This is a genomic window from Streptomyces sp. NPDC058221 (assembly GCF_042882365.1).
Taxonomy (GTDB): domain Bacteria; phylum Actinomycetota; class Actinomycetes; order Streptomycetales; family Streptomycetaceae; genus Streptomyces.
This window is the reverse complement of sequence record NZ_JBHVWF010000087.1, coordinates 1-24263: the sequence shown is the minus strand read 5'-3', so window position 1 is coordinate 24263 and position 24263 is coordinate 1. Positions and strand designations below refer to the sequence as shown.

Genomic DNA, 24263 nt, shown 5'->3' with positions numbered 1-24263 from the left:
GGTCCGCCCGGAATCCCCCCAGGGCTCAGGGTCAGTTCTGGCGGGACGGGAGGCGCAGCCAGGTGGGGCGCTGCGGCATCGTCCACCGGGCGGCCAGGGCCGACCGGCGTTCCGAGACCGCCCACACCACCCGTACGGCCGATCGCGGTGCCACGACCGCGCGGAGCCGGGTGAACCGGCCGGCCGAGGCCCGGAGCGCGGCCCGTGCCGTGCGGACGTCCTGCGAGAGCCCCGCCGCCGGCTGCGGCTCCGGCGCGTAGAGCACCTGCTCCACCGCGCCCGCGACCCGGTGCACCGCCGCGGCGCCGTCGGTGTCGAGCTGTCCCAGCCGCACCACCCGGGCCGCGGCCTTGCGCGGGGTCAGGGATTCGTCCGGGGCGATGCCGTGGTCCCAGCCCGTGTCGGTGATCTCCCGCCACGCCGCCAGCGTCTTCGTGGTGGCGTCGCCCGGCGTACGGCCGGCCGAGAAGCCCAGCCTCCGGGCACGGGCCCGGATGCGCCAGAACATGGGCAGCGAGGGCAGCAGCAGGACGAGCACGACCAGCAGGGCCACACCGGCCAACCTGCCCGTCGGCCTTCCCGAGTCCGTCGGTCCCACGGCTCCCGGAGCCACCGTGCTGCCGCACTCGCCCTGCTTGCGCATCTGCGGCGGGCAGCTTTCCGAGGCGGAGGGTGCGACCGGTGTCGCGGCCGAGGCGCTGGCCTCCGGGCGGGCCGGGTCGGCCGTGTCGCCGGAAGGGGTGTCCGGCACGGTGTACGAGGGCGCCGAGCCACGCGTCGGCGTCGGCTCGAAGCGGGTCCAGCCGACGCCCTCGAAATACAGCTCGGGCCAGGCGTGCGCATCGCGCAGACCGACCGACATCGAACCGTCCGCCTGAGCGGTTCCGGGCGTGAATCCCACGGCGACCCGGGCCGGAATCCCGAGCGTCCGGGCCATCGCGGCCATGGTGAAGGAGAAGTGGACGCAGAAGCCCTGCTTGTCCTTGAGGAAGCGGCCGATCGCCGCACTGCCGGTGCCGGAGTTCACCGAGGTGTCATAGGTGAAGCCGCCCTCCGAGGCGAAGTAGTCCTGAAGCTTCACCGCCTGCTCGTAGGCGTTGTCCGCGCCCCTCGTGACCTCGTCGGCCGTCTCCTTGACCACCTTCGGCAGCGAGTCGGGCACCTGGGTGTACTCGCGCTGGATGGCGGGCGGGACCGGGCCCGCGTCGGCGAGCTGGCCCGATGTCGGCTGCACGACCAGGCTGGAGACCTGGTACTGCGCACCGCGGGTCGTCTCCCCGTCGTCACCGACGAGGGTGCGGCCCTGGGGCTCGTACCGCCAGTGGCCGCCGACTCTGACCTCCGTCGCCGGATAGGGAAGCGGCAGATAGGTCTGCCGGTACGAAGCGGACGCGGAGATGTTCGAGTTGATCTCCGTGACGGCGACGTCCGGGGCCAGGCCCTCCGGGCTCGGGAGCCGCTTCGGCACGTCCTTCAGGTGGCGGGTCGACGCCCGCCACTCGTTTCCGTTGAACTGGTCCAGCGCCAGGATCCGCAGATAGAAGTCCTGCGGGCTGTTCGAGTTGGTGCGGTACGACATCACCTGCCGGTTCTCCGGCTGGTTCAGATTGTTCTGCAGCGAGACCAGCGGGTTCACCGCGGAGATGGTGCCGCCACCGCCCCCCTTGCCGTTGCCGCTCCCCGGTCCGGCCAGCAGGCCGCCGTCGAGAGCGGGCAGCGCCGCCGGTACGACCAGCGCGACGCCCAGGGCCAGCGCGCCGATGCGGCGTCCCGTACGCACCGGGGCGAGCGCCCCGCCGCCCGAGAGGTCGCCACCGCCCGGGCCGCCCCTGGACGACCGGGCCGCGCCGGCGAAGACCCGGCCCCACTGGGAGAGCCGGTCCCGTCCTTCGGCCAGCAGCAGAAGCAGATAGCCGCAGCCGGCGAGGACGAACCACAGCCAGTCCGCGCCGCCGTCCGACAGCCCTGCCGCGACGGAGTACAGAGCCAGCAGGGGCAGTCCGGCCGGCGCCGCACTGCGGAACGTCACCGCCAGCACATCCACCGCCAGCCCGACCAGCAGCACACCGCCCACCAGCATCAGCCGGATGCCTTCCGAGGCCGGCGCCGGAATCGCGTACCGGCCGACGTCGTCGCCGCCCGCCGTCAGCAGATCGGCGAGCTGTTGCACGGACTGCGGTCCGGGCAGGAAGCCCGCCAGCGCCTGCTCCCGCGCGAACGCCACGGTCAGCAGCACCAGCATGACCACCACCTGCACGGCCACGGTCAGCATCCGCGGCAGCGGCACCCGGCGGCAGAGCATGCCCACGCCGTACTGGATGGCCAGCAGGAACGCGGCCTGCAGCATCCAGCTGACCGGGTCGACCAGCGGCAGCATCGAACACGCCGCCATCAGCGTCGCCGCAAAGGCGCACAGCGCCAGCCGCCCACGACCGCTCATGACCGCCCCCTCATGACCAACCACCCGAGAACCCCGTCGTACCGCCCGCGCCCGTCGGCTGCGTCAGCGAGGCAAGCCGGCTCGCCTGCTGCCACAGCTGCGCGAGATCCGTCCCCGGCAGCACCGGAACCACCGTCCAGCCCGACTCGCGCAGCAGCCGCAGCCGCTGCTCGGACGCCGCCTCGCCGGCGGGCGAATCACCGTGCACCCAGGCGGTGCTGTCCAGCACGAACGCGACGGCGCCCCCGCTGCGCTGCCGCATCCGGGCCGCCACCGCCGCCTGTTCCTCGTCCAGATCGCCGATGAAGGCGATCAGCAGCCCCTCGTTGCCGCCGCGCAGCACGTCGTACGCACGGGAGAGACCGCCCCCGTCGGAGTGGTCGACGACGGCGAGGGTGTCCATCATCAGTCCGGCCGCGTCCACCGAGTCCTGGCCGGAGCCGGCGAAGCCGCCCGCGCCCTCGCCCGGCAGCGGGCTGCCCTCGTCCGTCAGCAGCCGGACCGCGAAGCCCCGTTCCAGCATGTGCACCAGCGCGGAGGCGGCCCCCGAAACGGCCCACTCGAACGCCGAGTCGGGCCCCGTCCCCTGGTACGCGATCCGGCGGGTGTCCAGCAGCACCGTGCACCTGGCCCGCTGCGGCTGCTCCTCGCGGCGCACCATCAGCTCTCCGTAGCGCGCGGTGGAGCGCCAGTGGACGCGGCGCAGATCGTCGCCGTGCCGGTAGCCGCGCGGGATCACGTCGTCCTCGCCGGCCAGCGCCAGCGACCGCTGCCGCCCCTCGCCGTACCCGGAGGCCTCGCCCGCCAGCCGCACCGGCGGCAGCGGCTCGGTCCGCGGGACGACGACCAGGGTGTCGTACGCGCTGAACGAACGGGTCAGCTCGCACATCCCGAACGGATCGCTCAGCCGCAGCTGCAGCGGGCCGAGCGGATAGCGCCCCCGAAGATCGGACCGCACCCGGTAGGACACCTCGCGCCGGCCGCCCGCCTCCACCCGGTCCAGCACGAAGCGGGGGCGTGGCCCGAGCACGTACGGCACCCGGTCCTGGAGCATCAGCAGGCCGGTGGGCAGCCGAGAGACGTTCTCCATCCGCAGATGGACCCGGGCCTCGGTGCCCGCGGGCACCCGGGACGGCGAGAGCCGCCGGGTGCCCGCGACCCGGTAGCGGGTCCGGTAGAGCACCGTCACACAGACCAGCGGCAGCACGGCGAGCAGCAGCCCGACGCGCAGCAGATCCCCCTGGCCCAGCACATACGCGCAGACCGCGGCGGCGATTCCGGCCGCGAGGAAGGACCGTCCGCGTGTGGTCAGCCCGCTCAGAGCGGCCCTGAGACCGCCCGTGTCGTCGCTGTCGTCCATCGCGGTCGGCCCCCCGGCGGACATCAGGGCCGCCGTACGCCGGGCTGCTGCCGGCTGCCGTACGCGGCGCCCGGCTGATGCTGCGGCACCGGCACGGACGCGCCGCCCGCAGCCGTCGGCACCGGTGTCTGCTGAAGGATCTCCAGCACGACCTGCTCGGCGGTACGGCGGTTCAGCTGGGCCTGCGCGGTCGGCAGCAGCCGGTGTGCGAGCACCGCGACCGCCAGCGCCTGTACGTCGTCGGGCAGGCAGTAGTCCCGGCTGCTCAGGGCCGCGGAGGCCTTCGCCGCGCGCAGCAGGTGCAAAGTGGCACGCGGTGAGGCGCCGAGCCTGAGATCGGGATGGCTGCGGGTGGCGCCGACGAGCTGCACCGCGTACCGCCGGACGGCGTCGGCGACATGGACCGTCCGCACCGCTTCGATCAGCTTCACGATGTCGTGCGCGTGTGCCACCGGCTGCAGGTCGTCCAGCGGGGAGACACCGCCGTGCACGTCGAGCATCTGCAGCTCGGCCTCCGGGCTGGGGTAGCCGATCGACACCCTGGCCATGAACCGGTCGCGCTGGGCCTCGGGCAGCGGGTACGTGCCCTCCATCTCCACCGGGTTCTGGGTGGCCACGACCATGAAGGGGTCGGGCAGCTCGTAGCTGTGCCCGTCGATCGTGACCTGGCGCTCCTCCATCGACTCCAGCAGCGCCGACTGGGTCTTGGGCGAGGCGCGGTTGATCTCGTCGCCGATCACGATCTGGGCGAAGATCGCGCCCGGTTTGAACTCGAACTCGCGGCGCTGCTGGTCGAAGATCGACACCCCGGTGATGTCCGACGGCAGCAGGTCCGGTGTGAACTGGATGCGCCGCACCGAACAGTCGATGGACCGTGCCAGCGCCTTGGCCAGCATGGTCTTGCCCACGCCGGGGACATCCTCGATCAGCAGATGGCCCTCCGCGAGAAGCACGGTCAGCGAAAGCCGTACGACCTCAGGCTTGCCCTCGATCACGTTCTCCACCGACCTGCGCACCCGCTCCGCTGTCGTGGTCAGATCTGTGAGGCTCGCTCGATCGTCATAGGTCGTCACCCGGCCCTCCTCGGCCCTGCCCCACGCTCACGAAGGAGCACGGGATTCCCCAGTCACGGGCCGGTGCCCATGTGCGGCCCGGCCCACCCCGAAATACGGACACCTCGGCCGGACGACGTCCGACGGGGTGTCACCCCCGCATTCTTGTTGCCGTTACCGCTTCGTGTCACTCGCCTGTGGATAACTACGGCCGATATGTCGGTTTGGGGTGATTTTTTGATGCTCGAAGGGGTCTTTTCGGAGGTCAGGAAACCGGAAGGATCTCGCGCAGCAGGCCGGTGGTCACATCGAAGACAAAGCCGCGCACGTCATCGTTGTGCAGCAGGAAGGGCGACGTGCGCACCCGCTGCATCGACTGACGCACATCCTGGTCCGCGTCGGTGTAGGCCTCCACGGCCCAGACGGGACGCTGTCCGACCTCGCCCTCGAGCTCCTGCCGGAACTCCTCGGTGATCGACTCCATGCCGCAGTTCGTGTGGTGGATCAGTATCACGCTGCGGGTGCCGAGGGCCCGCTGGCTGATGGTCAGCGAGCGGATCACGTCGTCGGTGACCACGCCGCCCGCGTTGCGGATGGTGTGGCAGTCGCCGAGCGACAGGCCGAGCGCCTTGTGCAGGTCGAGCCTGGCGTCCATGCAGGCGACCACGGCGACACGCAGCACCGGCTTCGCGTCCATGCCGGGATCGGCGAACTCGGACGCGTAGTGGCCGTTCGCCTCGACGAGACGGTCGGTCACCGTGCCGCCGGTGCGGGCCTGGACGGCGACAGGGGCGGAAGGCTCGGCAGAGGAGTGCGCGGAAGTCGACATGGACAAGACGTTAGCGCTCGTCGGCTGCTCCGGCGTGGCGTGGAAGCGGACAAAGAACGTCAACAGCCTTTGTTGTGAGGTAACCCACAAGTCTCACACTCGGTCACCCGACCGGGTGAACAAAAGGGAGGGGCCGACGCGCTGTCGGGTTGATTGATCGGGAATCGATCGAATGGCAGGGTGGACTAAAGTGACGGGAAGTTACCGACACCCTGCACATTCCGAAGTTTCCCCGTGTGCGCGGCGTACGTACGGCCCGGCCCTCTCCCGCTCGCCGGTCGGCTGACGCCCCTTCCCCGGCGCCGGCGGACCTCCCCTTCGCGAGCGGGCGGGGACCAGGCCGTACGTGCAGCCACCCGGGACCCGAGCCTGAGAGGGCGCATGAGCCAGACCCGACACGTCCCGGTGATGCTCCAGCGGTGCCTGGACCTGTTGGCCCCGGCTCTCGAGACACCGGGCCCGCAGCCGCCCGTGGTCGTCGACTGCACGCTGGGCCTCGGCGGACACAGCGAGGCGCTGCTCTCCGCCTTCCCCACCGCCCGGCTGATCGCACTGGACCGGGACAAGGAGGCACTGCGCCTCTCGGGTGAGCGGCTCGCCCCCTACAGCGACCGCGCCACCCTGGTGCACGCCGTGTACGACGAACTGCCCGAGGTGCTCGACCGGCTCGGTGTCCCCAAGGTTCAGGGCATCCTGTTCGACCTCGGTGTCTCCTCCATGCAGCTGGACGAGGCCGACCGCGGGTTCGCGTACGCCCAGGACGCCCCGCTCGACATGCGCATGGACCAGACGACCGGCATGGGTGCGGCCGAGGTGCTCAACACCTATCCGCCGGGCGAGCTGGTCCGGATCCTGCGGGCGTACGGCGAGGAGAAGCAGGCCAAGCGGATCGTCTCCGCCGTGGTCCGCGAGCGCGAGAAGGAACCCTTCAGTAACAGCGCCAGACTCGTCGAGCTGATCCGTGACTCGCTGCCGCAGGCCGCCAAGCGCACCGGCGGCAATCCCGCCAAGCGCACCTTCCAGGCGCTGCGTATCGAGGTCAACGGTGAGCTGACCGTGCTGGAACGGGCGATCCCGGCCGCCGTACAGAGCCTCGATGTCGGCGGGCGCATCGCCGTACTCTCCTACCACTCGCTGGAGGACCGGCTGGTGAAGCAGGTGTTCGCGGCCGGCGCCGCCAACACCGCTCCGGCCGGACTGCCGGTCGTCCCCGAGCGCTACCAGCCCCGGCTGAAACTGCTCACCCGGGGCGCCGAGCTGCCCACCGAGGAGGAGGTCGCCGAGAACCGGCGAGCCGCCCCGGCCCGGCTGCGCGGGGCCCAGCGGATCCGTGCGGAGGAGCGATGAGCTCCCTGAGCCCGGCCGCCCGCACAGCGGCGAGGGACGGGGCGCAGCGGTGAGCAAACCGGCCGGGCAGTTGAAAGGGCGTGCCGCACGGCTCACCCGGCTGATGCCGGCCGGGCCGAGCAACGCCGCCCGAGCCCCCTTCGTCCTGCTGGTCGTCCTGCTGCTGGGGGGCGGTCTGATCACCCTGCTCCTGCTGAACTCCGCGCTCAACGAAGGATCGTTCCGGCTGAGCGAGCTGAAGAAGCGGACCACCGACCTCACCGACGAGCAGCAGGCACTCCAGCGCGACGTCGACAGCTCCGCCGAACCCGACGCCCTGGCCCGGCGTGCCCGGGAGCTGGGCATGGTCCCCGGCGGCAGCCCCGTCTTCCTCGGCCCCGACGGCACGGTCCGGGGCGTGCCCTCCCAGGCCGCGGCCGCGCCGACCCCCGCCGCGCCGCCGAAGCCGACGACCCTCCCGTCGCCGCAGCTCCCCGCGAGCCCGGCGGCGTCGACCTCCGGTCCGCCCGGCCCGACGCCCTCGGGCAGCGCGGCAGGCAACGCCGCTGCCAAGCCGAGCACATCCGCGGCGAAGCCGAGCACATCCGCATCCGGGCCGAGCGGCCCGGCCGCCCGTCGTACCCCGGCAGACCAGCCCTCCACGAGCCCCGGCAGGTGACGCAGTGCCTTCCCAGGAACCACCGCGCCGCCGGGTCCCCGGCCCGGCGCGCCCCCGTAACGCGGCGCCCCGCTCCGGCCGCCCCCGCCCCGACGCCAGGCGGCGTCCCTCGTCGGCCGCTCCGCGCGGGCGGGCCCCGCGAGGCCGCTCCGGCCGTCCACTGCGGCTCGGCAGTCCGCGACCGCGGCTGCGGCTGGTCAGCCTCGCCCTGACGCTCGTCATGATCGCGTTCGTCGTCCGGCTCCTGCAGGTCCAGGCCGTCGACGCCAACGCCTACGCCGCCAAGGCGGACAAGAACCGCTACCTCAGCTACACGGTCGCCGCCGAGCGCGGCGAGATCACCGACCGCGGCGGCATCGCGCTGGCCACCAGCGTCGACGCGTACGACATCACCGCCGACCCCAAGATGTTCACCCCGGCCGACAGCAAGGCCCCGGACGCCCCCCAGCAGGCGGCCGCCCTGCTCGCGCCGATCCTCGGCGCCGACGCCGCCGAACTGACCAAGAAGCTGGCGAAGCCCAAGAGCCGGTACACGGTGCTGGCCCGCCGGCAGACCCCGCAGGTCTGGAAGCAGATCAAGGACCTCAAGGCGGTCTTCGCCGAGAAGGCCGCCAAGGACAAGGCGGCCGGCGGCCCCGGGGCCAATGTGCTGGCCGGTGTCTTCCAGGAGGCGACCACCAAGCGGGTCTATCCCAACGGTGGGCTCGCCGCCGGGATACTGGGTTACGTCAACGCGGAGGGCAAGGGCGCGGGCGGCCTCGAATCGCAGCTGGACAAGGAGCTCGCGGGCGAGGACGGCACGATCAAGTACGCCCAGTCCGGCGGCCGCAGGGTGCCCACGGCGGGCACCAAGGAGGTCCCGGCCGTCGCGGGCTCCGACATCGAGCTGACCATCGACCGCGACATCCAGTGGGCGGCCCAGAAGGCCATCGCCGAGCAGGTGAAGAAGTCGAAGGCGGACCGCGGCTACGTGGTCGTGCAGAACACCCGGACCGGCGAGGTGCTCGGCATGGCCAACGCCCCGGGCTTTGACCCCAACGACCTCTCGCAGGCCGATGCGGCGTCGCTGGGCAACGCGGCCCTCCAGGACGTGTACGAGCCCGGTTCCACCAGCAAGGTGATGTCCATGGCCGCAGTGCTGGAGGAAGGGGCCGCCACCCCCGGCACCCATGTCACCGTGCCCAACCGGCTGCACCGCGGCGACCGGAGCTTCAAGGACGACATCGACCACCCCACCTGGTCCCTGACGCTCAATGGCGTACTCGCCAAGTCCAGCAACATCGGCACCATCATGGCCGCAGGACAGCTCGGCAAGACCCAGGCCCAGGCCAACAAGACGCTCTACTCCTACCTGCGTAAATTCGGCATCGGCTCACCGACCGGTCTCGGCTATCCGGGCGAGACCCCCGGCATCCTCGCCAAGCCGCAGGACTGGTCGACCTCGCAGCAGTACACGATCCCGTTCGGCCAGGGGCTCTCGCTCAACGCCATGCAGGCCGCCTCGATCTACTCCACGATCGCCAACGGCGGGGTCCGGATCGAACCGAGCCTCGTGCGCGGCACCAAGGGCGCGGACGGCCGCTTCACCGCCGCGAAGGCTCCCGAGCAGTCCCGGGTGGTCAGCGAGAAGACCGCCAAGACACTCGCGAGCATGCTGGAGTCGGTGGTCGGTGACGAGGAGGGCACCGGGACACAGGCCAAGATCCCCGGCTACCGGGTCGCGGGCAAGACCGGTACGGCCAACCGGGTCGATCCGGTACGCGGCGGCTACCACGGCTACACCGCCTCCTTCGCCGGTTTCGCCCCCGCCGACGACCCCCAGATCACTGTCTACTGCGCGATCCAGAACCCGACGAAGGGCAGCTATTTCGGCGGCCAGATCTGCGGCCCGATCTACAAGAAGGTCATGGAATTCGCGCTGAAGACGCTGCAGACCCCACCGTCCGGCAGCGAGCCGGCCAGGCTGCCGGTGTCCTTCAAACCCGGCGAGTGAACTCGGGGAGACCCTCCAGTGACATCCATCACCCCTGATCCCGGGAACCGGAACGGGAACCACCGCGACCCCGGCCCCTCGCTTCGCGAGAGGCCGGGTGCTCCCGGTACGCTCACCGCCGTGCCCCACGCTGAATCCCGAACCACCCAGAAGGACGCCCCTGTGATCTACCCGGGAGCGCCCCGCCCGGATCGGCTGCGGCCGACCTCCATCGGTGAGCTGGCAGCCCGGCTGGGAGTCGAACCCCCGGGCACCGGAGAAGTCACCGGCATCACCCACGACTCCCGCGCCGTACGCCCGGGCGACGTGTACGCGGCCCTGCCGGGTGCCCGCCTGCACGGCGCCGACTTCACCGACCAGGCGGCCGGCCTCGGCGCGGCCGCCATCCTCACCGACCCGGCCGGCGCCGAACGCGCGGCCGGCACCGGGCTCCCGGTGCTGGTCACCGACGACCCGCGCGGCCGGATGGGCGAACTCGCCACCGAGATCTACGGTCACCCCGGCGCCGATCTGCTGCAGATCGGCATCACCGGAACCTCCGGCAAGACCACCACCGCCTACCTCATCGAGGGCGGCTTCCGCGGCGCCGGACGCAGCACCGGTCTGATCGGCACCGTGGAGATGCGGATCGGCGACGAGCGCATCAAGTCCGAGCGGACCACCCCCGAGGCCACCGATCTGCAGGCCCTGTTCGCCGTCATGCGCGAACGCGGCGTGGACGCGGTGACCATGGAGGTCTCCAGCCACGCCCTGGTGCTCGGCCGGGTGGACGGCTGCACCTTCGACGTCGCCGTGTTCAACAACCTCAGCCCGGAGCACATGGAGTTCCACTCCGGCATGGAGGACTACTTCCAGGCCAAGGCGCGGCTCTTCACCCCGCAGCGCAGCAGGCAGGGCGTCGTCAACTTCGACGACGAGTACGGGCGCAGGCTGATCACCGAGGCGTCCGTGCCGGTCACCACCTTCTCCGCCGAGGGGCACCCGGACGCCGACTGGCGCGCCGAGGACGTCGAGGTCGGCCAGTTCGGGTCCACCTTCACCGTCGTGGGCCCCAAGGACGAACGGGCCGCTGCCAAGGCCCCGCTGCCCGGCCCGTTCAACGTCGCCAACACCCTGGCCGCGATCGTCACCCTCGCGGTCGCGGGCATCGACCCGCAGACCGCGGCCGACGGCATCGCCGTGGTGCCCGGGGTGCCGGGCCGGCTGGAGCGGGTCGACGCCGGACAGCCGTACCTGGCGCTCGTCGACTACGCGCACAAGACCGACGCCGTCGAATCGGTGCTCCGCTCCCTCCAGAAGGTCACCGAGGGCAAGGTGCACATCGTCCTCGGCTGCGGCGGCGACCGTGACACCACCAAGCGCGGCCCGATGGGCGCCGCGGCGGCCCGGCTCTCCGACACCGCCGTGCTGACCTCCGACAACCCCCGCTCCGAGGACCCGCTGGGCATCCTCGCCGCCATGCTGGCGGGCGCCGCGGAAGTGCCCGTGCACGAACGCGGCGACGTCCTGGTCGAGGCGGACCGGGCCGCCGCCATCGCCGCCGCGGTCGGCCGCGCCGAGCCCGGCGACACCGTGATCGTCGCAGGCAAGGGCCACGAACAGGGCCAGGACATCCACGGAGTGGTTCGCCCCTTCGACGACCGGGTGGTCCTGCGCGAGGCCATCGAGCGGTCCCTGGGGCACGAGAGCACCACCCGCCGTGCCTCCACCCACGAGAACAACAGTCAGGGATGACCAAGTGATCGCCCTTTCCCTCGCCGAGATCGCCGAAATCGTCGGCGGGCAGTCGTACGACATACCGGATCCGGCAGTAACCGTCAGCGGGCCAGTCGTCATCGACTCCCGGGAGGTGAAGCAAGGCAGCCTCTTCGTCGCCTTCACCGGCGAACGGGTCGACGGCCACGACTTCGCGCAGCGCGCCGTCGAGGCGGGCGCGGCAGTCGTCCTGGCCGCCCGTCCCGTCGGCGTTCCCGCGATCGTGGTGGACGACGTGGTGGCGGCGCTCGGCGCGCTCTCCCGCGCCGTCGTCGGGCGCCTGGGCACCACCGTGGTCGCCCTCACCGGATCCGCCGGCAAGACCTCCACCAAGGACCTGATCGCCCAGCTTCTCGAGCGCAAGGGCCCCACCGTCTACCCGGCGGGCAACCTCAACAACGAGATCGGTCTGCCGCTGACCGCTCTGCGTGCCACCGAGGAGACCCAGCACCTGGTCCTGGAGATGGGTGCCCGATACATCGGCGACATCTGTTATCTCACCGGCCTCGTCCCGCCCCGGATCGGCCTCGTCCTCAACGTCGGCACCGCCCATATCGGCGAGTTCGGCGGTCGCGAGCAGATCGCCCAGGCCAAGGGCGAGATGGTCGAGTCCCTCCCCGAGGACGGCCTCGCCGTGCTCAACGCCGACGACCCGCTCGTCCGTGCCATGACCTCCCGCACCAAGGCCCGGGTGCTGCTCTTCGGCGAAGCCGCGGATGCGGACGTACGGGGAGAGAACGTCCGGCTGACCGACGACGGCCGCCCCGCGTTCCGCCTTCACACACCCACCGGGTGCAGCGATGTGACCATGCGCCTGTACGGTGAGCACCACGTGTCGAACGCGCTCGCCGCGGCCGCCGTCGCCCATGAGTTGGGCCTGTCCGCAGACGAGATCGCCGTGGCGCTCTCCGAGGCGGGCACCCTCTCCCGCTGGCGCATGGAGGTCACCGAGCGTCCGGACGGCGTGACGTTCGTCAATGACGCCTACAACGCCAACCCCGAATCCATGAAGGCCGCGCTGCGCGCGCTGGCCGCCATGGGGAAGGGGCGTCGTACGTGGGCGGTGCTCGGCCAGATGGCCGAGCTCGGCGACGCCTCGCTCACCGAGCACGACGCGGTCGGACGGCTCGCCGTCCGGCTCAACGTCAGCAAGCTCGTCGCGGTCGGGGGCAGAGAAGCCTCCTGGCTGCAACTGGGCGCATACAACGAGGGTTCGTGGGGTGAGGAGTCGGTGCATGTGTCCGACGCACAGGCTGCCGTCGACCTGTTGCGCAGTGAACTGCGCCCGGGAGACGTCGTGCTGGTGAAGGCGTCCCGGTCGGTCGGCCTGGAGCAGGTCGTTACGGCACTGCTGGAGAACGCGACCGAGGGCGAGGTCGCCGGCCGATGAGGCAGATCCTCTTCGCGGGGGCCATCGGGCTCTTCCTGACCCTGGTCGGTACCCCGCTGCTGATCAAGCTGCTGGCCCGCAAGGGATACGGGCAGTTCATCCGGGACGACGGCCCGCGCAGCCACGGATCGAAGAAGGGCACGCCCACGATGGGCGGCATCGCCTTCATCCTGGCGACGATCATCGCGTACGTCGTCGCGAAGCTGATCACCGGCGAGGACATGCGCTTCTCCGGCGTGCTGGTCCTCTTCCTGATGGCCGGCATGGGGCTCGTCGGCTTCCTCGACGACTACATCAAGATCGTCAAGCAGCGCTCGCTGGGCCTGCGCGCCAGGGCGAAGATGATCGGCCAGCTGACCGTCGGCATCGCCTTCGCGGTGCTCTCGCTCCAGTTCGCCGACGCCCGCGGCAACACCCCCGCCTCCACCAAGCTCTCGTTCGTCGAGGACTTCGGCTGGTCGATCGGGCCGGTGCTGTTCGTCGTCTGGGCGCTGTTCATGATTCTCGCCATGTCCAACGGCGTGAACCTGACGGACGGTCTGGACGGCCTCGCCACCGGTGCGTCGGTGATGGTCTTCGGCGCGTACACCTTCATCGGGCTCTGGCAGTTCCAGGAGTCGTGCGCCAACGCGGCCACCCTCACCAACCCGAGCGCCTGTTTCGAAGTGCGAGATCCACTCGACCTCGCGGTCGTGGCCTCCGCCCTGATGGGCTCCTGCTTCGGCTTCCTGTGGTGGAACACCTCGCCCGCCAAGATCTTCATGGGTGACACCGGTTCGCTCGCCCTCGGCGGCGCGCTCTCCGGTCTGGCGATCTGCTCCCGCACCGAGTTCCTGATGGCGGTCCTCGGCGGCCTCTTCGTGATGATCACGATGTCCGTCGTCATCCAGGTCGGCTCGTTCAAGATGACCGGCAAGCGGGTGTTCCGGATGGCGCCGCTCCAGCACCACTTCGAACTCAAGGGGTGGTCCGAAGTCCTTGTCGTGGTCCGCTTCTGGATCATCCAGGGCATGTGCGTGATCGTCGGTCTCGGCCTCTTCTACGCAGGATGGGCAGCCAAGAAGTGAGCAACGCGGACTGGCAGGGCAAGCACGTCACGGTCGCCGGACTCGGGGTCTCCGGGATCCCGGCGGCCCGGGTGCTGCACGGTCTCGGCGCCGTCGTCACCGTCGTCAACGACGGCGACGACGCGCGCTCCCGTACCCAGGCCGCGGAGCTGGAGGCGCAGGGCATCGCCGTGCGCCTCGGAGACGGGGCCACCCTGCCCGCGTCCACCGAGCTCATCGTCACCACCCCCGGCTGGAAGCCCGACAAGCCGCTGTTCGCCGCGGCCGCCGAGGCGGGCGTCCCGGTCTGGGGCGACGTCGAGCTCGCCTGGCGGCTGCGCGAACCGGGAGCCGCACCCTGGCTCGCGGTCACCGGCACCAACGGCAAGACCACGACCGTACGGATGCTCGCCTCGATCCTCGAGGCGGCCGGGCTGCGCACCGCCGCCGTCGGCAACATCGGCGTCTCGCTGCTGGACGCGGTCCTCGGCGACCAGGAGTACGACGTACTCGCCGTCGAGCTCTCCAGCTACCAGCTGCACTGGTCGCCCTCGCTGCGCGCCCACTCCGCGGCCGTACTCAACCTGGCCCCCGACCACCTCGACTGGCACGGCTCCATGGAGGCGTACGTCGCCGACAAGGGCCGGATCTACGAGGGCAACACCGTCGCCTGCGTCTACAACGTCGCGGACGGTGCCACCGAGGACCTGGTGCGCGAGGCGGACGTCGAGGAGGGCTGCCGGGCGATCGGCTTCACTCTCGGCACCCCCGGGCCCTCCCAGCTCGGGATCGTCGACGGCATCCTCGTCGACCGCGCCTTCGTGACGAACCGGCAGAAGCAGGCCCAGGAACTCGCCGAGGTCGCGGACGTGAACCCGCCGGCCCCGCACAACATCGCCAACGCGCTGGCGGCCGCCGCGCTGGCCCGCGCCTTCGGTGTGGAGCCCGCCGCCGTGCGCGACGGGCTGCGGGCCTTCCGCCCGGACCCCCACCGCATCGAGCACGTCGCGGACGTCGCTGAGGTCGCCTACATCGACGACTCCAAGGCCACCAACACCCATGCCGCCGAGGCCTCGCTGGCGTCCTACGACCCCATCGTCTGGATCGCCGGCGGACTGGCGAAGGGCGCCACCTTCGACGAGCTGGTGACCGGGTGCGCCAAGCGCCTGCGGGGCGTCGTGCTGATGGGCGCCGACCGGGCCCTGATCCGCGAAGCCCTCGCGCGACACGCGCCCGAGGTCCCGGTGGTCGACCTCGACCGGACCGACACTGGGGCGATGTCCGAGGCGGTCCGCGAGGCGGCACGGCTCGCCCGGCCGGGAGACACCGTACTGATGGCCCCGGCCTGCGCCTCGATGGACATGTTCGTCAATTACAACAAGCGGGGCGAGGCCTTCGCGGACGCCGTCCGCGTACTCGCCGCCGAGAGCGCCTGACGGGCCCGGCCCCCACGCCGTACCGTCCCGGAGCAACCGGGCGGGTACGGCCGTGCCGAGGGCCCCGCGCCCCCGGCACCGAGGCCCCGGGCACGAGCAGTGGAGGGGACAGGGACCATGCCGGCCGAAGAGAGCTCTGCCGCACCTGGCAGGGACCGCTCACGGGCGACCTCGGCGATCAGCCGGGCGCTCCGCCCACCCCTTCTCGCGACCGCGGGAGGCGGCCCCCTGCCGGCCGGGCCTGCCCTGCGCGTCCGCTCGGCCGCGGGCTCCAAGCGGCCCCCGGCGGCCCGCTCCAGGACCCCGCGCAGCCCCCGCACCCCTCGCGGCGGCGGGGCGCGACGGCTCTACGAACAGGCACGCCGGGCCTGGGACCGCCCACTGACTGCGTACTACCTGATCCTGGGTGCCGGGCTCCTCATCACCGTGCTCGGTCTTGTGATGGTCTACTCCGCCTCGATGATCAAGGCGCTGGAACTCGACAAGCCGGGCACCTACTTCTTCCGCAAGCAGTTCCTGGCCGCCGTCATCGGGGCCGGGCTGATGGCGATGGCCGCCCGGATGCCGGTCAAACTGCACCGGGCCCTGTCCTACCCGCTGCTGATGGGCGCCGTCTTCCTGATGGTGCTGGTCCAGGTGCCGGGGATAGGGATGTCGGTCAACGGCAACCGCAACTGGCTCTACCTGGGCGGTCCGTTCCAGCTCCAGCCCAGTGAGTTCGGCAAGCTCGCCCTCGTCCTGTGGGGGGCCGACCTGCTGGCCCGCAAACAGGACAAACGGCTGCTGAACCAGTGGAAGCACATGCTCGTGCCGCTCGTCCCGGTCGCCTTCATGCTGCTCGGGCTGATCATGCTCGGCGGTGACATGGGCACTGCGATCATTCTCACGGCGATCCTGTTCGGACTGCTCTGGCTGGCAGGGGCTCCCACCCGGCTGTTCGCCGGAGTGCTCGCCACCGCCGGGCTGATCGGCTTCCTGCTGATCAAGACCAGTCCGAACCGGATGTCCAGGCTGGACTGCATGGGCGCCAGCGAACCCGGACCCGGCGGCTCGTGCTGGCAGGCCGTACACGGTATCTACGCGCTGGCGTCCGGCGGCTGGTTCGGATCCGGGCTCGGTGCAAGTGTGGAAAAATGGGGTCAACTCCCCGAGCCGCACACGGACTTCATCTTCGCCATCACCGGGGAGGAACTGGGGTTGGCGGGGACGCTGTCGGTACTCGCCCTCTTCGCGGCTCTAGGCTATGCGGGTATCCGCGTGGCCGGACGCACGGAGGACCCCTTCGTGAGGTATGCCGCGGGAGGTGTGACCACCTGGATCACGGCTCAGGCCGTGATCAACATCGGTGCGGTGCTCGGTCTGCTTCCGATCGCCGGCGTCCCGCTCCCGTTGTTCTCCTACGGAGGGTCGGCCCTGCTGCCGACCATGTTCGCTGTCGGGCTGCTGATCGCGTTCGCGCGGGAGGATCCCGCCGCGAAGGCGGCCCTGGCCATGCGGAGGCCCGGGGTGAGATGGAAGACGATGAGACGGCGCATCAAGAAGCGTCCGTCCGGAGAGCGGTGAATTTCGGTGCATGTCGTACTCGCCGGTGGGGGGACCGCCGGCCACATCGAGCCCGCGCTTGCCCTCGCGGACGCCCTGCGCAGGCAGGACCCGAGCGTGGGAATCACCGCTCTCGGCACAGAGCGCGGACTCGAGACAAGGCTCGTACCCGAGCGGGGGTACGAACTCGCCCTGATCCCGGCCGTACCGCTGCCGCGCAAGCCCACCCCCGAACTCATCACCGTCCCGGGAAGGCTGCGCGGCACCATCAAGGCCGCCGAGCAGATCCTGGAACGCACCAAGGCGGACTGTGTGGTCGGGTTCGGCGGTTACGTCGCGCTGCCCGGCTATCTGGCCGCCAAACGCGCCGGGGTGCCGATCGTGGTGCACGAGGCCAACGCCCGGCCGGGCCTGGCCAACAAGATCGGTTCGCGGTACGCGCACGGGGTCGCCGTCTCCACCCCCGACAGCAAGCTCCGCGGGGCCCGCTACATCGGTATCCCGCTGCGCCGCACCATCGCCACCCTGGACCGGGCCAGGGTCCGTCCCGAGGCGCGTGCCGCCTTCGGCCTCGACCCCAACCTGCCGACGCTGCTGGTCTCCGGCGGTTCGCAGGGCGCCCGCCATCTCAACGAGGTGGTCCAGCGGGTGGCTCCGCTGCTGCAGCGCTCCGGTATCCAGATCCTTCACGTGGTCGGCCCGAAGAACGAAATGCCGCGCGTGGACAACATGCCCGGGATGCCGCCCTATATCCCGGTACCGTACGTGGACCGGATGGATCTCGCGTACGCCGCGGCCGACATGATGCTCTGCCGCGCGGGCGCGATGACCGTCGCCGAACTCTCCGCCGTCGGGCTCCCCGCCGCCTACGTCCCGTTGCCGATCGGCAACGGCGAACAGCGGCTCAACGCCCAGCCGGTGATCAACGCCGGCGGCGGTCTGCTGGTGGACGACGCGGCGCTCAGTCCCGAGTGGGTCCAGGGCAACGTGCTTCCGGTGCTGTCGGATCCGCACCGACTGTATGAAATGTCTCGCGCGGCCGCCGAGTTCGGCCGCCGGGACGCCGACGACCTGCTGGTCGGCATGGTGTACGAGGCGATTGCCGCACGCCGAGGCGCGTGAGGCGGACGGGTCCGGGGGCGGCGCCCCCGGACCCGGCATAAGGAGCGAGCGTGGCCGGACCGACGACCGCCCAGCGCGGTGCAGGGCAGCAGGAGGACAGCTCGGACCGCCCGCCGCGCGCGGGTACCGGCAAGCGCCGGATGTCCCGGCGCAGGCTGCTGATCGTGATCGCCGCGGCCGTGCTGGTGCTCGGCTCCGGCGTCGTGTGGGCGCTCTACGGCTCGTCCTGGCTCCGGACCGAGAAGGTCCGGATCACCGGTGTCGACGTACTGGCGCCGGCCGAGGTGGAGGCGGCCGCGGCCGTGCCGATGGGCGCTCCGCTGATTTCCGTCGACACGGACGCCATCGCCGGCCGGTTGCGCCAGAAGTTGCCTCGTATCGACTCGGTGGATGTCGTACGGTCATGGCCGCACGGCATCGGACTTAAGGTGACCGAACGGAAGCCGGTCCTTTTGGTGAAAAAGGGCGCAAAGTTCATTGAAGTGGATGCCAAAGGCGTGCGCTTCGCCACGGTGGACAAGGCGCCCGGACATGTACCTCTGCTGGAATTGACGGCTGATCAGTCAGCGAGTCTGCGTCGTTTCGGCAGTGACCGGCTGGTGCGCGAAGCCGTCCGCGTCGCGGGCGATCTTCCGGATGCTGTTGCCAGGGACACCGAGACGGTGCGGATCACCTCGTACGATTCGGTTTCGCTGGAACTCACCCGGGATCGTGAGGTGATCTGGGGGAGTGGTGAAGAAGGTGCGGTGAAGGCGAAAGTCCTCACCGCCCTCATGAAAGCCGCGCCCAAAGCGGGACACTTCGACGTGAGTGCACCCACCGCTCCTGCGGTGTCGCGTAGTTGACGCGCATTCGGCCTGGCCAGCACCCTGGTTGGTCAGCGCTACGGGTGATCACATAGGGTGAAAAGAAAAACGGGAGGTTCGGCGTGTTCGTTGAACGTGCGCCACTTGTCGACTTAGTGTCCTGTTCGGAAGAGTCCATGAAGCAGACACACTGGTAACCCTAAACTTCAACGTTAGGGTTTGGGTCGGCGTTCGGACCGTCCCAATCGGCATCCGTCGTCGCGGCGGGACTACCGCCAAGCGACGACACGTAACTCGAGGCGAGAGGCCTTCGACGTGGCAGCACCGCAGAACTACCTCGCAGTCATCAAGGTCATCGGTGTCGGCGGCGGTGGTGTCAATGCCATCAACCGAATGATCGAGGTCGGTCTCAAGGGCGTCGAGTTCATCGCGATCAACACTGATGCGCAAGCCCTGTTGATGAGCGACGCCGACGTCAAGCTCGACGTCGGCCGTGAACTCACCCGTGGCCTCGGCGCCGGGGCCAACCCGGCCGTCGGTCGCAAGGCGGCAGAGGACCACCGTGAAGAGATCGAGGAGGTCCTCAAGGGGGCCGACATGGTCTTCGTCACCGCAGGCGAAGGTGGTGGCACCGGCACCGGTGGCGCCCCCGTCGTCGCCAATATCGCGCGCTCGCTCGGCGCCCTGACGATCGGCGTGGTCACCCGCCCGTTCACTTTCGAGGGCAGGCGTCGCGCAAACCAGGCGGAGGACGGCATCGCCGAACTCCGCGAAGAGGTCGACACCCTCATCGTCATTCCCAACGACCGACTGCTGTCCATCTCGGACCGCCAGGTCAGCGTGCTCGACGCGTTCAAGTCGGCCGACCAGGTGCTGCTCTCGGGTGTCCAGGGCATCACCGACCTCATCACCACCCCGGGTCTGATCAACCTCGACTTCGCCGACGTCAAGTCGGTCATGTCCGAGGCCGGATCGGCGCTCATGGGCATCGGCTCGGCCCGTGGCGACGACCGCGCGGTGGCCGCTGCGGAGATGGCGATCTCCTCGCCCCTCCTGGAGGCGTCCATCGACGGCGCCCGCGGTGTCCTGCTCTCCATCTCCGGCGGCAGCGACCTCGGTCTCTTCGAGATCAACGAGGCCGCCCAGCTGGTGAGCGAGGCGGCGCACCCCGAGGCGAACATCATCTTCGGTGCGGTCATCGACGACGCGCTGGGTGACGAGGTGCGGGTCACCGTGATCGCCGCGGGCTTCGACGGCGGACAGCCGCCGGCCCGTCGCGAGAACGTCCTGGGTGCGAACTCCGCCAAGCGCGAGGAGCCGGCTGCGCCGGCCCGGGCCGCCGAGCCCGTGCGCCAGACGAGCGGACTGGGCTCGGTGCCCCCGCGCGAGGAGACCCCGGCCCAGGCCGAGCCGGTGCCGGTGGCCAATGAGAGCCACCTTCCGCCGGTCGCTCCGCCGCACGTCCCGCCGGCCCGTCCCTACCAGGACTCCCAGGCCGAAGAGCTGGATGTTCCGGACTTCTTGAAGTGATAGGTCCGCACCACGCAGTGAGCTCAACCGATTCAGTTCCTTCAGCGGGCGGCGCCCACTTCTCCTTCACCGACAGGTGGGGAGGGGTGAGCGCCGCTCCGTGTGCGGAGCTCAACCTCGGCGGCGCGGTCGGTGACGACCCCGCCGCCGTTCTCGCCAACCGCGAGCGCGCCGCCCGCGGCCGCGGGCTCGATCCGGCGCAGGTCGTCTGGATGAACCAGGTCCACGGCCGGGACGTCGCCGTGGTCGACGGCCCCTGGGGCGACGCCCCGGACATTCCCGCCGTGGACGCGCTGGTGACGGGGCGGCGCGGACTCGCGCTCGCGGTCCTCACCGCGGACTGCACCCCCGTACTGCTCGCCGATCCGGTCGCCGAAGTCGCCGCGGCAGCACACGCGGGCCGTCCCGGCCTGGTCGCCGGAGTCGTGCCCGCCGCGGTCGAGGCCATGGTCCGGCTCGGCGCCGACACCTCGCGGATCATCGCCCGGACCGGGCCGGCCGTCTGCGGACGGTGCTACGAGGTCCCGGCCGAGATGCGCGACGAGGTCGCCGCGAGCGTCCCGGCCTCCTGGTCCGAGACCAGCTGGGGGACGCCGGCCGTGGATGTCACCGCCGGAGTCCACGCCCAACTCGATGCCCTCGGGGTCACCGACCGGCACATGTCGCCCGTCTGCACCCTTGAATCGGGCGACCATTTCTCGTACCGACGCGACCGCACCACAGGGCGGCTCGCCGGATATGTCTGGTTGGACTGATAGGGCATGACGGATCGTAAGGCTCAACTCGCCGCAAATCTGGCACAGGTGGAGGAACGTATTGCTTCCGCCTGCGCCGCCGCCGGCCGCAAGCGGGAGGAAGTGACCCTCATCGTGGTCACCAAGACCTACCCGGCGAGCGATGTGCGGATCCTGCACGAACTCGGCGTGCGTCATGTTGCGGAGAATCGTGACCAGGACGCGGCTCCCAAGGCTGCCGCATGTGCGGATCTTTCGCTCACATGGCACTTTGTCGGTCAATTGCAGACGAATAAGGTTCGTTCTGTGGTGAGTTATGCCGATGTCGTGCAGTCGGTGGACCGCGCCAAACTGGTCACCGCACTCTCGGTGGCGGCCGGCCGCGACGGGCGTGAACTCGGATGTCTCATCCAGGTCGCGCTCGACGCGGAGAGCGGTGAACGGGGAGAGCGGGGCGGTGTCGCGCCGGACGGGGTCGAGGAGTTGGCCGCGGCGGTCGAATCCGGCCCAGGGCTGCGGCTGGACGGTCTGATGACCGTCGCACCGCTCGCCGGTCCGTTCGCCGGAAGGCAACGGGCGGCATTCGACCGGCTGATGGAAATCTCATCCCGGCTGCGCGGGAACCATCCGGCTGCGAACATGGTCTCTGCAGGGATGAGTGCGGACCTCGAGGACGCGGTTACGGCCGGAGCGACACATGTGCGCGTCGGTACTGCGGTACTCGGAGTCCGACCCGGGCTCGGGTAACGTCGCCAAGCAAGTCGGACCACAGCAGAAAATATGGTCATTACCGCCCATGGCGGGTAGGCCACAGTGGATCGCGGGCACTTGGTGACAGATGCCGATCCACCACAGAGCGGAGGACTCAGAGCATGGCCGGCGCGATGCGCAAGATGGCGGTCTACCTCGGCCTCGTGGAGGACGATGGGTACGACGGTCCGGGGTTCGACCCCGACGACGAATTCGAACCCGAGCCGGAGCCGGAGCGGGACCGCCGACGGCACCAGCCCGCGCATCAGGTGGAGCGGGAGCGGGACGAACCGGTACGAGTGGTGCAACCTCCGGCGCAGCGGGAGCCGGTTCAGATCCCGGCGGAGCGAGAGCGACCCGCCCGGATCGCCCCCGTGGCATCCATCACACCTGAACGCTCGAACTTGGAGAAGAACGCACCGGTGATCATGCCCAAGGTTGTGTCCGAGCGGGAGCCCTACCGCATCACCACGCTGCACCCCAGGACCTACAACGAGGCCCGTACCATCGGGGAACACTTCCGTGAGGGCACTCCGGTGATCATGAATCTCACGGAGATGGACGACACGGACGCGAAGCGACTTGTCGACTTTGCCGCGGGACTCGTCTTCGGTCTCCATGGCAGCATTGAACGAGTGACGCAGAAGGTGTTCCTGTTGTCGCCTGCTAACGTCGATGTCACGGCGGAGGACAAGGCCCGCATCGCAGAGGGCGGATTCTTCAACCAGAGCTGAGAACACGACACCGGGAACAACCCGGCCGAGAGGCCGGAGCTACGAGAGCCAGGGGAGAGGGAAGCGCGAGGATGGGCGTCGCACAAAGTGTTGTCTACATCGCGTTGATGTGTTTCCTCATCGTGCTGATCTTCCGGCTTGTCATGGACTACGTCTTCCAGTTCGCACGTTCATGGCAGCCGGGCAAGCCGATGGTGGTCGTACTAGAGGCCACTTACACGGTCACCGATCCACCGCTCAAGCTCCTGCGGCGGTTCATTCCGCCGCTGCGTCTCGGGGGCGTGGCACTCGACCTGTCCTTCTTCGTTCTGATGATCATCGTTTCCATCCTGATCAGCGTCGTGATCAAGGTGTGAGCGATACGGTCTTGCCGACTGCCGACGACTACGTAGAGGTGAAGAAGAGATGCCGCTGACCCCCGAGGACGTGCGGAACAAGCAGTTCACGACGGTCCGCCTCCGAGAAGGCTATGACGAGGACGAGGTTGATGCCTTCCTCGACGAGGTCGAATCGGAGCTGACCCGGCTGCTCCGTGAGAACGAGGACCTGCGCGCCAAGCTGGCCGCCGCCACGCGTGCCGCCGCGCAGAACCAGCAGCAGCAAGGTATGCGCAAGCCGGAGCCGCAGGACCGGCCCGGTGCACCGGTGCCCGCCGCCATATCTGGTCCGCCGGTCCAGCAGCAGCAGCCCCCGCAGATGGGTCCGCCCCAGCTGCCCGGTGGGGCTCCTCAGCTGCCGGCCGGTCCCAGCGGCCACGGGCCCCAGGGTCCGCACGGCCCCGGTCCGCAGGGCCAGCACGGCCCCGGCGGCCCCGGCCCGATGCAGCAGGGCGGTCCCATGGGTGGCCCGATGGGCGGCCCCATGGGTGGTCACAACCCCCAGCAGCAGCAGATGCAGCAGATGCAGCAGCAGCAGCCGCAGATGCAGCAGCAGGGCCCCGGCGGCGACAGCGCCGCCCGTGTCCTCTCCCTGGCGCAGCAGACCGCCGACCAGGCGATCGCGGAGGCCCGTTCCGAGGCCAACAAGATCGTCGGCGAGGCGCGCAGCCGCGCCGAGGGCCTGGAGCGCGACGCACGTGCCAAGGCGGACGCGCTGGAGCGGGACGCGCAGGAGAAGCACCGCGTGGCGATGGGCTCGCTGGAGTCGGCCCGCGCGACGCTGGAGCGCAAGGTCGAGGACCTGCGTGGCTTCGAGCGCGAGTACCGCACCCGTCTGAAGTCCTACCTGGAGAGCCAGCTCCGTCAGCTGGAGACCCAGGCGGACGACTCGCTCGCCCCGCCGCGGACCCCGGCGACCGCTTCGCTGCCGCCGTCGCCCTCGCTGGCTCCGGCCGGTGCGGGCGCCATGGGTCACACCATGGGCGGCAACCACGGCGGTCACGGCAACCAGCAGATGGGCGGCAACCCGTCCATGGGCGGTGGTCCCTCGTACGGTGGCCAGCAGCAGATGTCGCCGGCGATGACTCAGCCGATGGCGCCGGTGCGGCCGCAGGCGCCGCAGCCGATGCAGCAGGCGCCTTCGCCGATGCGTGGGTTCCTGATCGACGAGGACGACAACTGAGCGGGACGCGCTCGCTGAGCGCGTAGCCGTCGGCAGGCTGAGGGCCGGGCCCCGGGGTTTTCCCCGGGGCCCGGCCCTTTGCCGTGCCCGGCGGCGCGTCCCACACCGCGGGGGCTCCGCCCCCGGACCCCCCCTCCACAAAACCAGGTGGGGGGGGGTTTTGGTCGGCAACCACCGGA

The 24263-nt window shown here is 70.4% G+C and carries 20 protein-coding genes; 16 read left to right on the top strand and 4 right to left on the bottom strand.

Annotated elements, in window-relative coordinates:
* Nucleotides 1–31: 31 nt before the first annotated feature.
* The 4 genes from ACFVW8_RS25045 to ACFVW8_RS25030 all read right to left on the bottom strand — a co-directional run bounded on the left by ACFVW8_RS25045 (nucleotide 32) and on the right by ACFVW8_RS25030 (nucleotide 5681).
* A complete protein-coding gene (locus ACFVW8_RS25045) occupies nucleotides 32–2440 on the bottom strand; it encodes a transglutaminaseTgpA domain-containing protein (RefSeq protein WP_389693636.1) in 2409 nt (802 codons plus the stop codon).
* 10 nt (nucleotides 2441–2450) lie between these two features.
* Nucleotides 2451–3824: a DUF58 domain-containing protein gene (locus ACFVW8_RS25040; RefSeq protein WP_389693634.1), complete on the bottom strand. Its 1374-nt coding sequence runs from the start codon at nucleotides 3822–3824 to the stop codon at nucleotides 2451–2453.
* A complete protein-coding gene (locus tag ACFVW8_RS25035) occupies nucleotides 3824–4873 on the bottom strand; it encodes an AAA family ATPase (RefSeq protein WP_389693632.1) in 1050 nt (349 codons plus the stop codon). The genes ACFVW8_RS25040 and ACFVW8_RS25035 overlap by 1 nt, the downstream gene beginning before the upstream one ends.
* Nucleotides 4874–5117: 244 nt before the next feature.
* Nucleotides 5118–5681, bottom strand: coding sequence for a beta-class carbonic anhydrase (locus ACFVW8_RS25030; protein ID WP_389693630.1), 564 nt, complete (start codon nucleotides 5679–5681; stop codon nucleotides 5118–5120).
* A 381-nt stretch (nucleotides 5682–6062) separates the two neighbouring features.
* Between ACFVW8_RS25030 and rsmH the strand changes: the two genes are divergently transcribed.
* The 16 genes from rsmH to ACFVW8_RS24950 all read left to right on the top strand — a co-directional run bounded on the left by rsmH (nucleotide 6063) and on the right by ACFVW8_RS24950 (nucleotide 24084).
* Complete coding sequence (gene rsmH / locus ACFVW8_RS25025; RefSeq protein WP_389693628.1) at nucleotides 6063–7028, top strand: 16S rRNA (cytosine(1402)-N(4))-methyltransferase RsmH; 966 nt, start codon at nucleotides 6063–6065, stop codon at nucleotides 7026–7028.
* 49 nt (nucleotides 7029–7077) lie between these two features.
* Complete coding sequence (locus ACFVW8_RS25020) at nucleotides 7078–7686, top strand: septum formation initiator (RefSeq protein ID WP_389693626.1); 609 nt, start codon at nucleotides 7078–7080, stop codon at nucleotides 7684–7686.
* Nucleotides 7687–7690: 4 nt separating this feature from the next.
* The gene (locus tag ACFVW8_RS25015; RefSeq protein ID WP_389693624.1) at nucleotides 7691–9679 is read left to right on the top strand and encodes a peptidoglycan D,D-transpeptidase FtsI family protein; all 1989 of its coding nucleotides are present in this window, start codon (nucleotides 7691–7693) and stop codon (nucleotides 9677–9679) included.
* 18 nt (nucleotides 9680–9697) lie between these two features.
* Nucleotides 9698–11413 (top strand): UDP-N-acetylmuramoyl-L-alanyl-D-glutamate--2,6-diaminopimelate ligase, encoded by a 1716-nt coding sequence (locus ACFVW8_RS25010; protein ID WP_389693622.1) that lies wholly within the window; start codon nucleotides 9698–9700, stop codon nucleotides 11411–11413.
* Between the two features lie 4 nt (nucleotides 11414–11417).
* The gene (gene murF / locus ACFVW8_RS25005) at nucleotides 11418–12824 is read left to right on the top strand and encodes a UDP-N-acetylmuramoyl-tripeptide--D-alanyl-D-alanine ligase (protein WP_389693620.1); all 1407 of its coding nucleotides are present in this window, start codon (nucleotides 11418–11420) and stop codon (nucleotides 12822–12824) included.
* Complete coding sequence (gene mraY, locus ACFVW8_RS25000; protein ID WP_311306196.1) at nucleotides 12821–13891, top strand: phospho-N-acetylmuramoyl-pentapeptide-transferase; 1071 nt, start codon at nucleotides 12821–12823, stop codon at nucleotides 13889–13891. The genes murF and mraY overlap by 4 nt, the downstream gene beginning before the upstream one ends.
* The gene (gene murD, locus ACFVW8_RS24995; RefSeq protein WP_389693617.1) at nucleotides 13873–15306 is read left to right on the top strand and encodes a UDP-N-acetylmuramoyl-L-alanine--D-glutamate ligase; all 1434 of its coding nucleotides are present in this window, start codon (nucleotides 13873–13875) and stop codon (nucleotides 15304–15306) included. Before mraY ends, murD begins: the two co-directional genes overlap by 19 nt.
* Nucleotides 15307–15423: 117 nt before the next feature.
* Nucleotides 15424–16869 (top strand): putative lipid II flippase FtsW, encoded by a 1446-nt coding sequence (gene ftsW / locus ACFVW8_RS24990; RefSeq protein WP_389693615.1) that lies wholly within the window; start codon nucleotides 15424–15426, stop codon nucleotides 16867–16869.
* Between the two features lie 6 nt (nucleotides 16870–16875).
* Nucleotides 16876–17970, top strand: coding sequence for an undecaprenyldiphospho-muramoylpentapeptide beta-N-acetylglucosaminyltransferase (murG, locus tag ACFVW8_RS24985; RefSeq protein ID WP_389693612.1), 1095 nt, complete (start codon nucleotides 16876–16878; stop codon nucleotides 17968–17970).
* 50 nt (nucleotides 17971–18020) lie between these two features.
* Nucleotides 18021–18815, top strand: coding sequence for a cell division protein FtsQ/DivIB (locus ACFVW8_RS24980; protein WP_389693610.1), 795 nt, complete (start codon nucleotides 18021–18023; stop codon nucleotides 18813–18815).
* A gap of 276 nt (nucleotides 18816–19091) precedes the next feature.
* Nucleotides 19092–20306 carry a cell division protein FtsZ gene (ftsZ, locus tag ACFVW8_RS24975; RefSeq protein WP_389693608.1) on the top strand — a complete coding sequence of 405 codons (1215 nt, stop codon included), beginning with the start codon at nucleotides 19092–19094 and terminating at the stop codon, nucleotides 20304–20306.
* A complete protein-coding gene (gene pgeF, locus ACFVW8_RS24970) occupies nucleotides 20303–21061 on the top strand; it encodes a peptidoglycan editing factor PgeF (protein WP_389693606.1) in 759 nt (252 codons plus the stop codon). The genes ftsZ and pgeF overlap by 4 nt, the downstream gene beginning before the upstream one ends.
* Before the next feature lie 6 nt (nucleotides 21062–21067).
* Entirely contained in the window at nucleotides 21068–21787 is a 720-nt protein-coding gene (locus ACFVW8_RS24965; protein WP_389693604.1) for a YggS family pyridoxal phosphate-dependent enzyme, read from the top strand.
* A 125-nt stretch (nucleotides 21788–21912) separates the two neighbouring features.
* Nucleotides 21913–22524, top strand: a complete 612-nt coding sequence (locus tag ACFVW8_RS24960) for a cell division protein SepF (protein WP_389693602.1) — start codon at nucleotides 21913–21915, stop codon at nucleotides 22522–22524.
* Nucleotides 22525–22595: 71 nt separating this feature from the next.
* Nucleotides 22596–22880: a YggT family protein gene (locus ACFVW8_RS24955; RefSeq protein ID WP_363021382.1), complete on the top strand. Its 285-nt coding sequence runs from the start codon at nucleotides 22596–22598 to the stop codon at nucleotides 22878–22880.
* A 49-nt stretch (nucleotides 22881–22929) separates the two neighbouring features.
* Nucleotides 22930–24084, top strand: coding sequence for a DivIVA domain-containing protein (locus ACFVW8_RS24950; RefSeq protein ID WP_389693600.1), 1155 nt, complete (start codon nucleotides 22930–22932; stop codon nucleotides 24082–24084).
* The last annotated feature ends 179 nt before the right edge of the window (nucleotides 24085–24263 follow it).

Bases quoted from the DNA above. Each gene is read 5' to 3' on its own strand.
- ACFVW8_RS25040 (WP_389693634.1), bottom strand. From the start codon at position 3,824: ATGTCCGCCGGGGGGCCGACCGCGATGGACGACAGCGACGACACGGGC.
- rsmH (WP_389693628.1), top strand. From the start codon at position 6,063: ATGAGCCAGACCCGACACGTCCCGGTGATGCTCCAGCGGTGCCTGGAC.
- ACFVW8_RS25045 (WP_389693636.1), bottom strand. From the start codon at position 2,440: ATGAGCGGTCGTGGGCGGCTGGCGCTGTGCGCCTTTGCGGCGACGCTG.
- ACFVW8_RS24950 (WP_389693600.1), top strand. From the start codon at position 22,930: ATGCCGCTGACCCCCGAGGACGTGCGGAACAAGCAGTTCACGACGGTC.
- ACFVW8_RS24955 (WP_363021382.1), top strand. From the start codon at position 22,596: ATGGGCGTCGCACAAAGTGTTGTCTACATCGCGTTGATGTGTTTCCTC.
- ACFVW8_RS24960 (WP_389693602.1), top strand. From the start codon at position 21,913: ATGGCCGGCGCGATGCGCAAGATGGCGGTCTACCTCGGCCTCGTGGAG.
- ftsW (WP_389693615.1), top strand. From the start codon at position 15,424: ATGCCGGCCGAAGAGAGCTCTGCCGCACCTGGCAGGGACCGCTCACGG.
- ACFVW8_RS24965 (WP_389693604.1), top strand. From the start codon at position 21,068: ATGACGGATCGTAAGGCTCAACTCGCCGCAAATCTGGCACAGGTGGAG.
- ACFVW8_RS25030 (WP_389693630.1), bottom strand. From the start codon at position 5,681: ATGTCGACTTCCGCGCACTCCTCTGCCGAGCCTTCCGCCCCTGTCGCC.
- murD (WP_389693617.1), top strand. From the start codon at position 13,873: ATGGGCAGCCAAGAAGTGAGCAACGCGGACTGGCAGGGCAAGCACGTC.
- mraY (WP_311306196.1), top strand. From the start codon at position 12,821: ATGAGGCAGATCCTCTTCGCGGGGGCCATCGGGCTCTTCCTGACCCTG.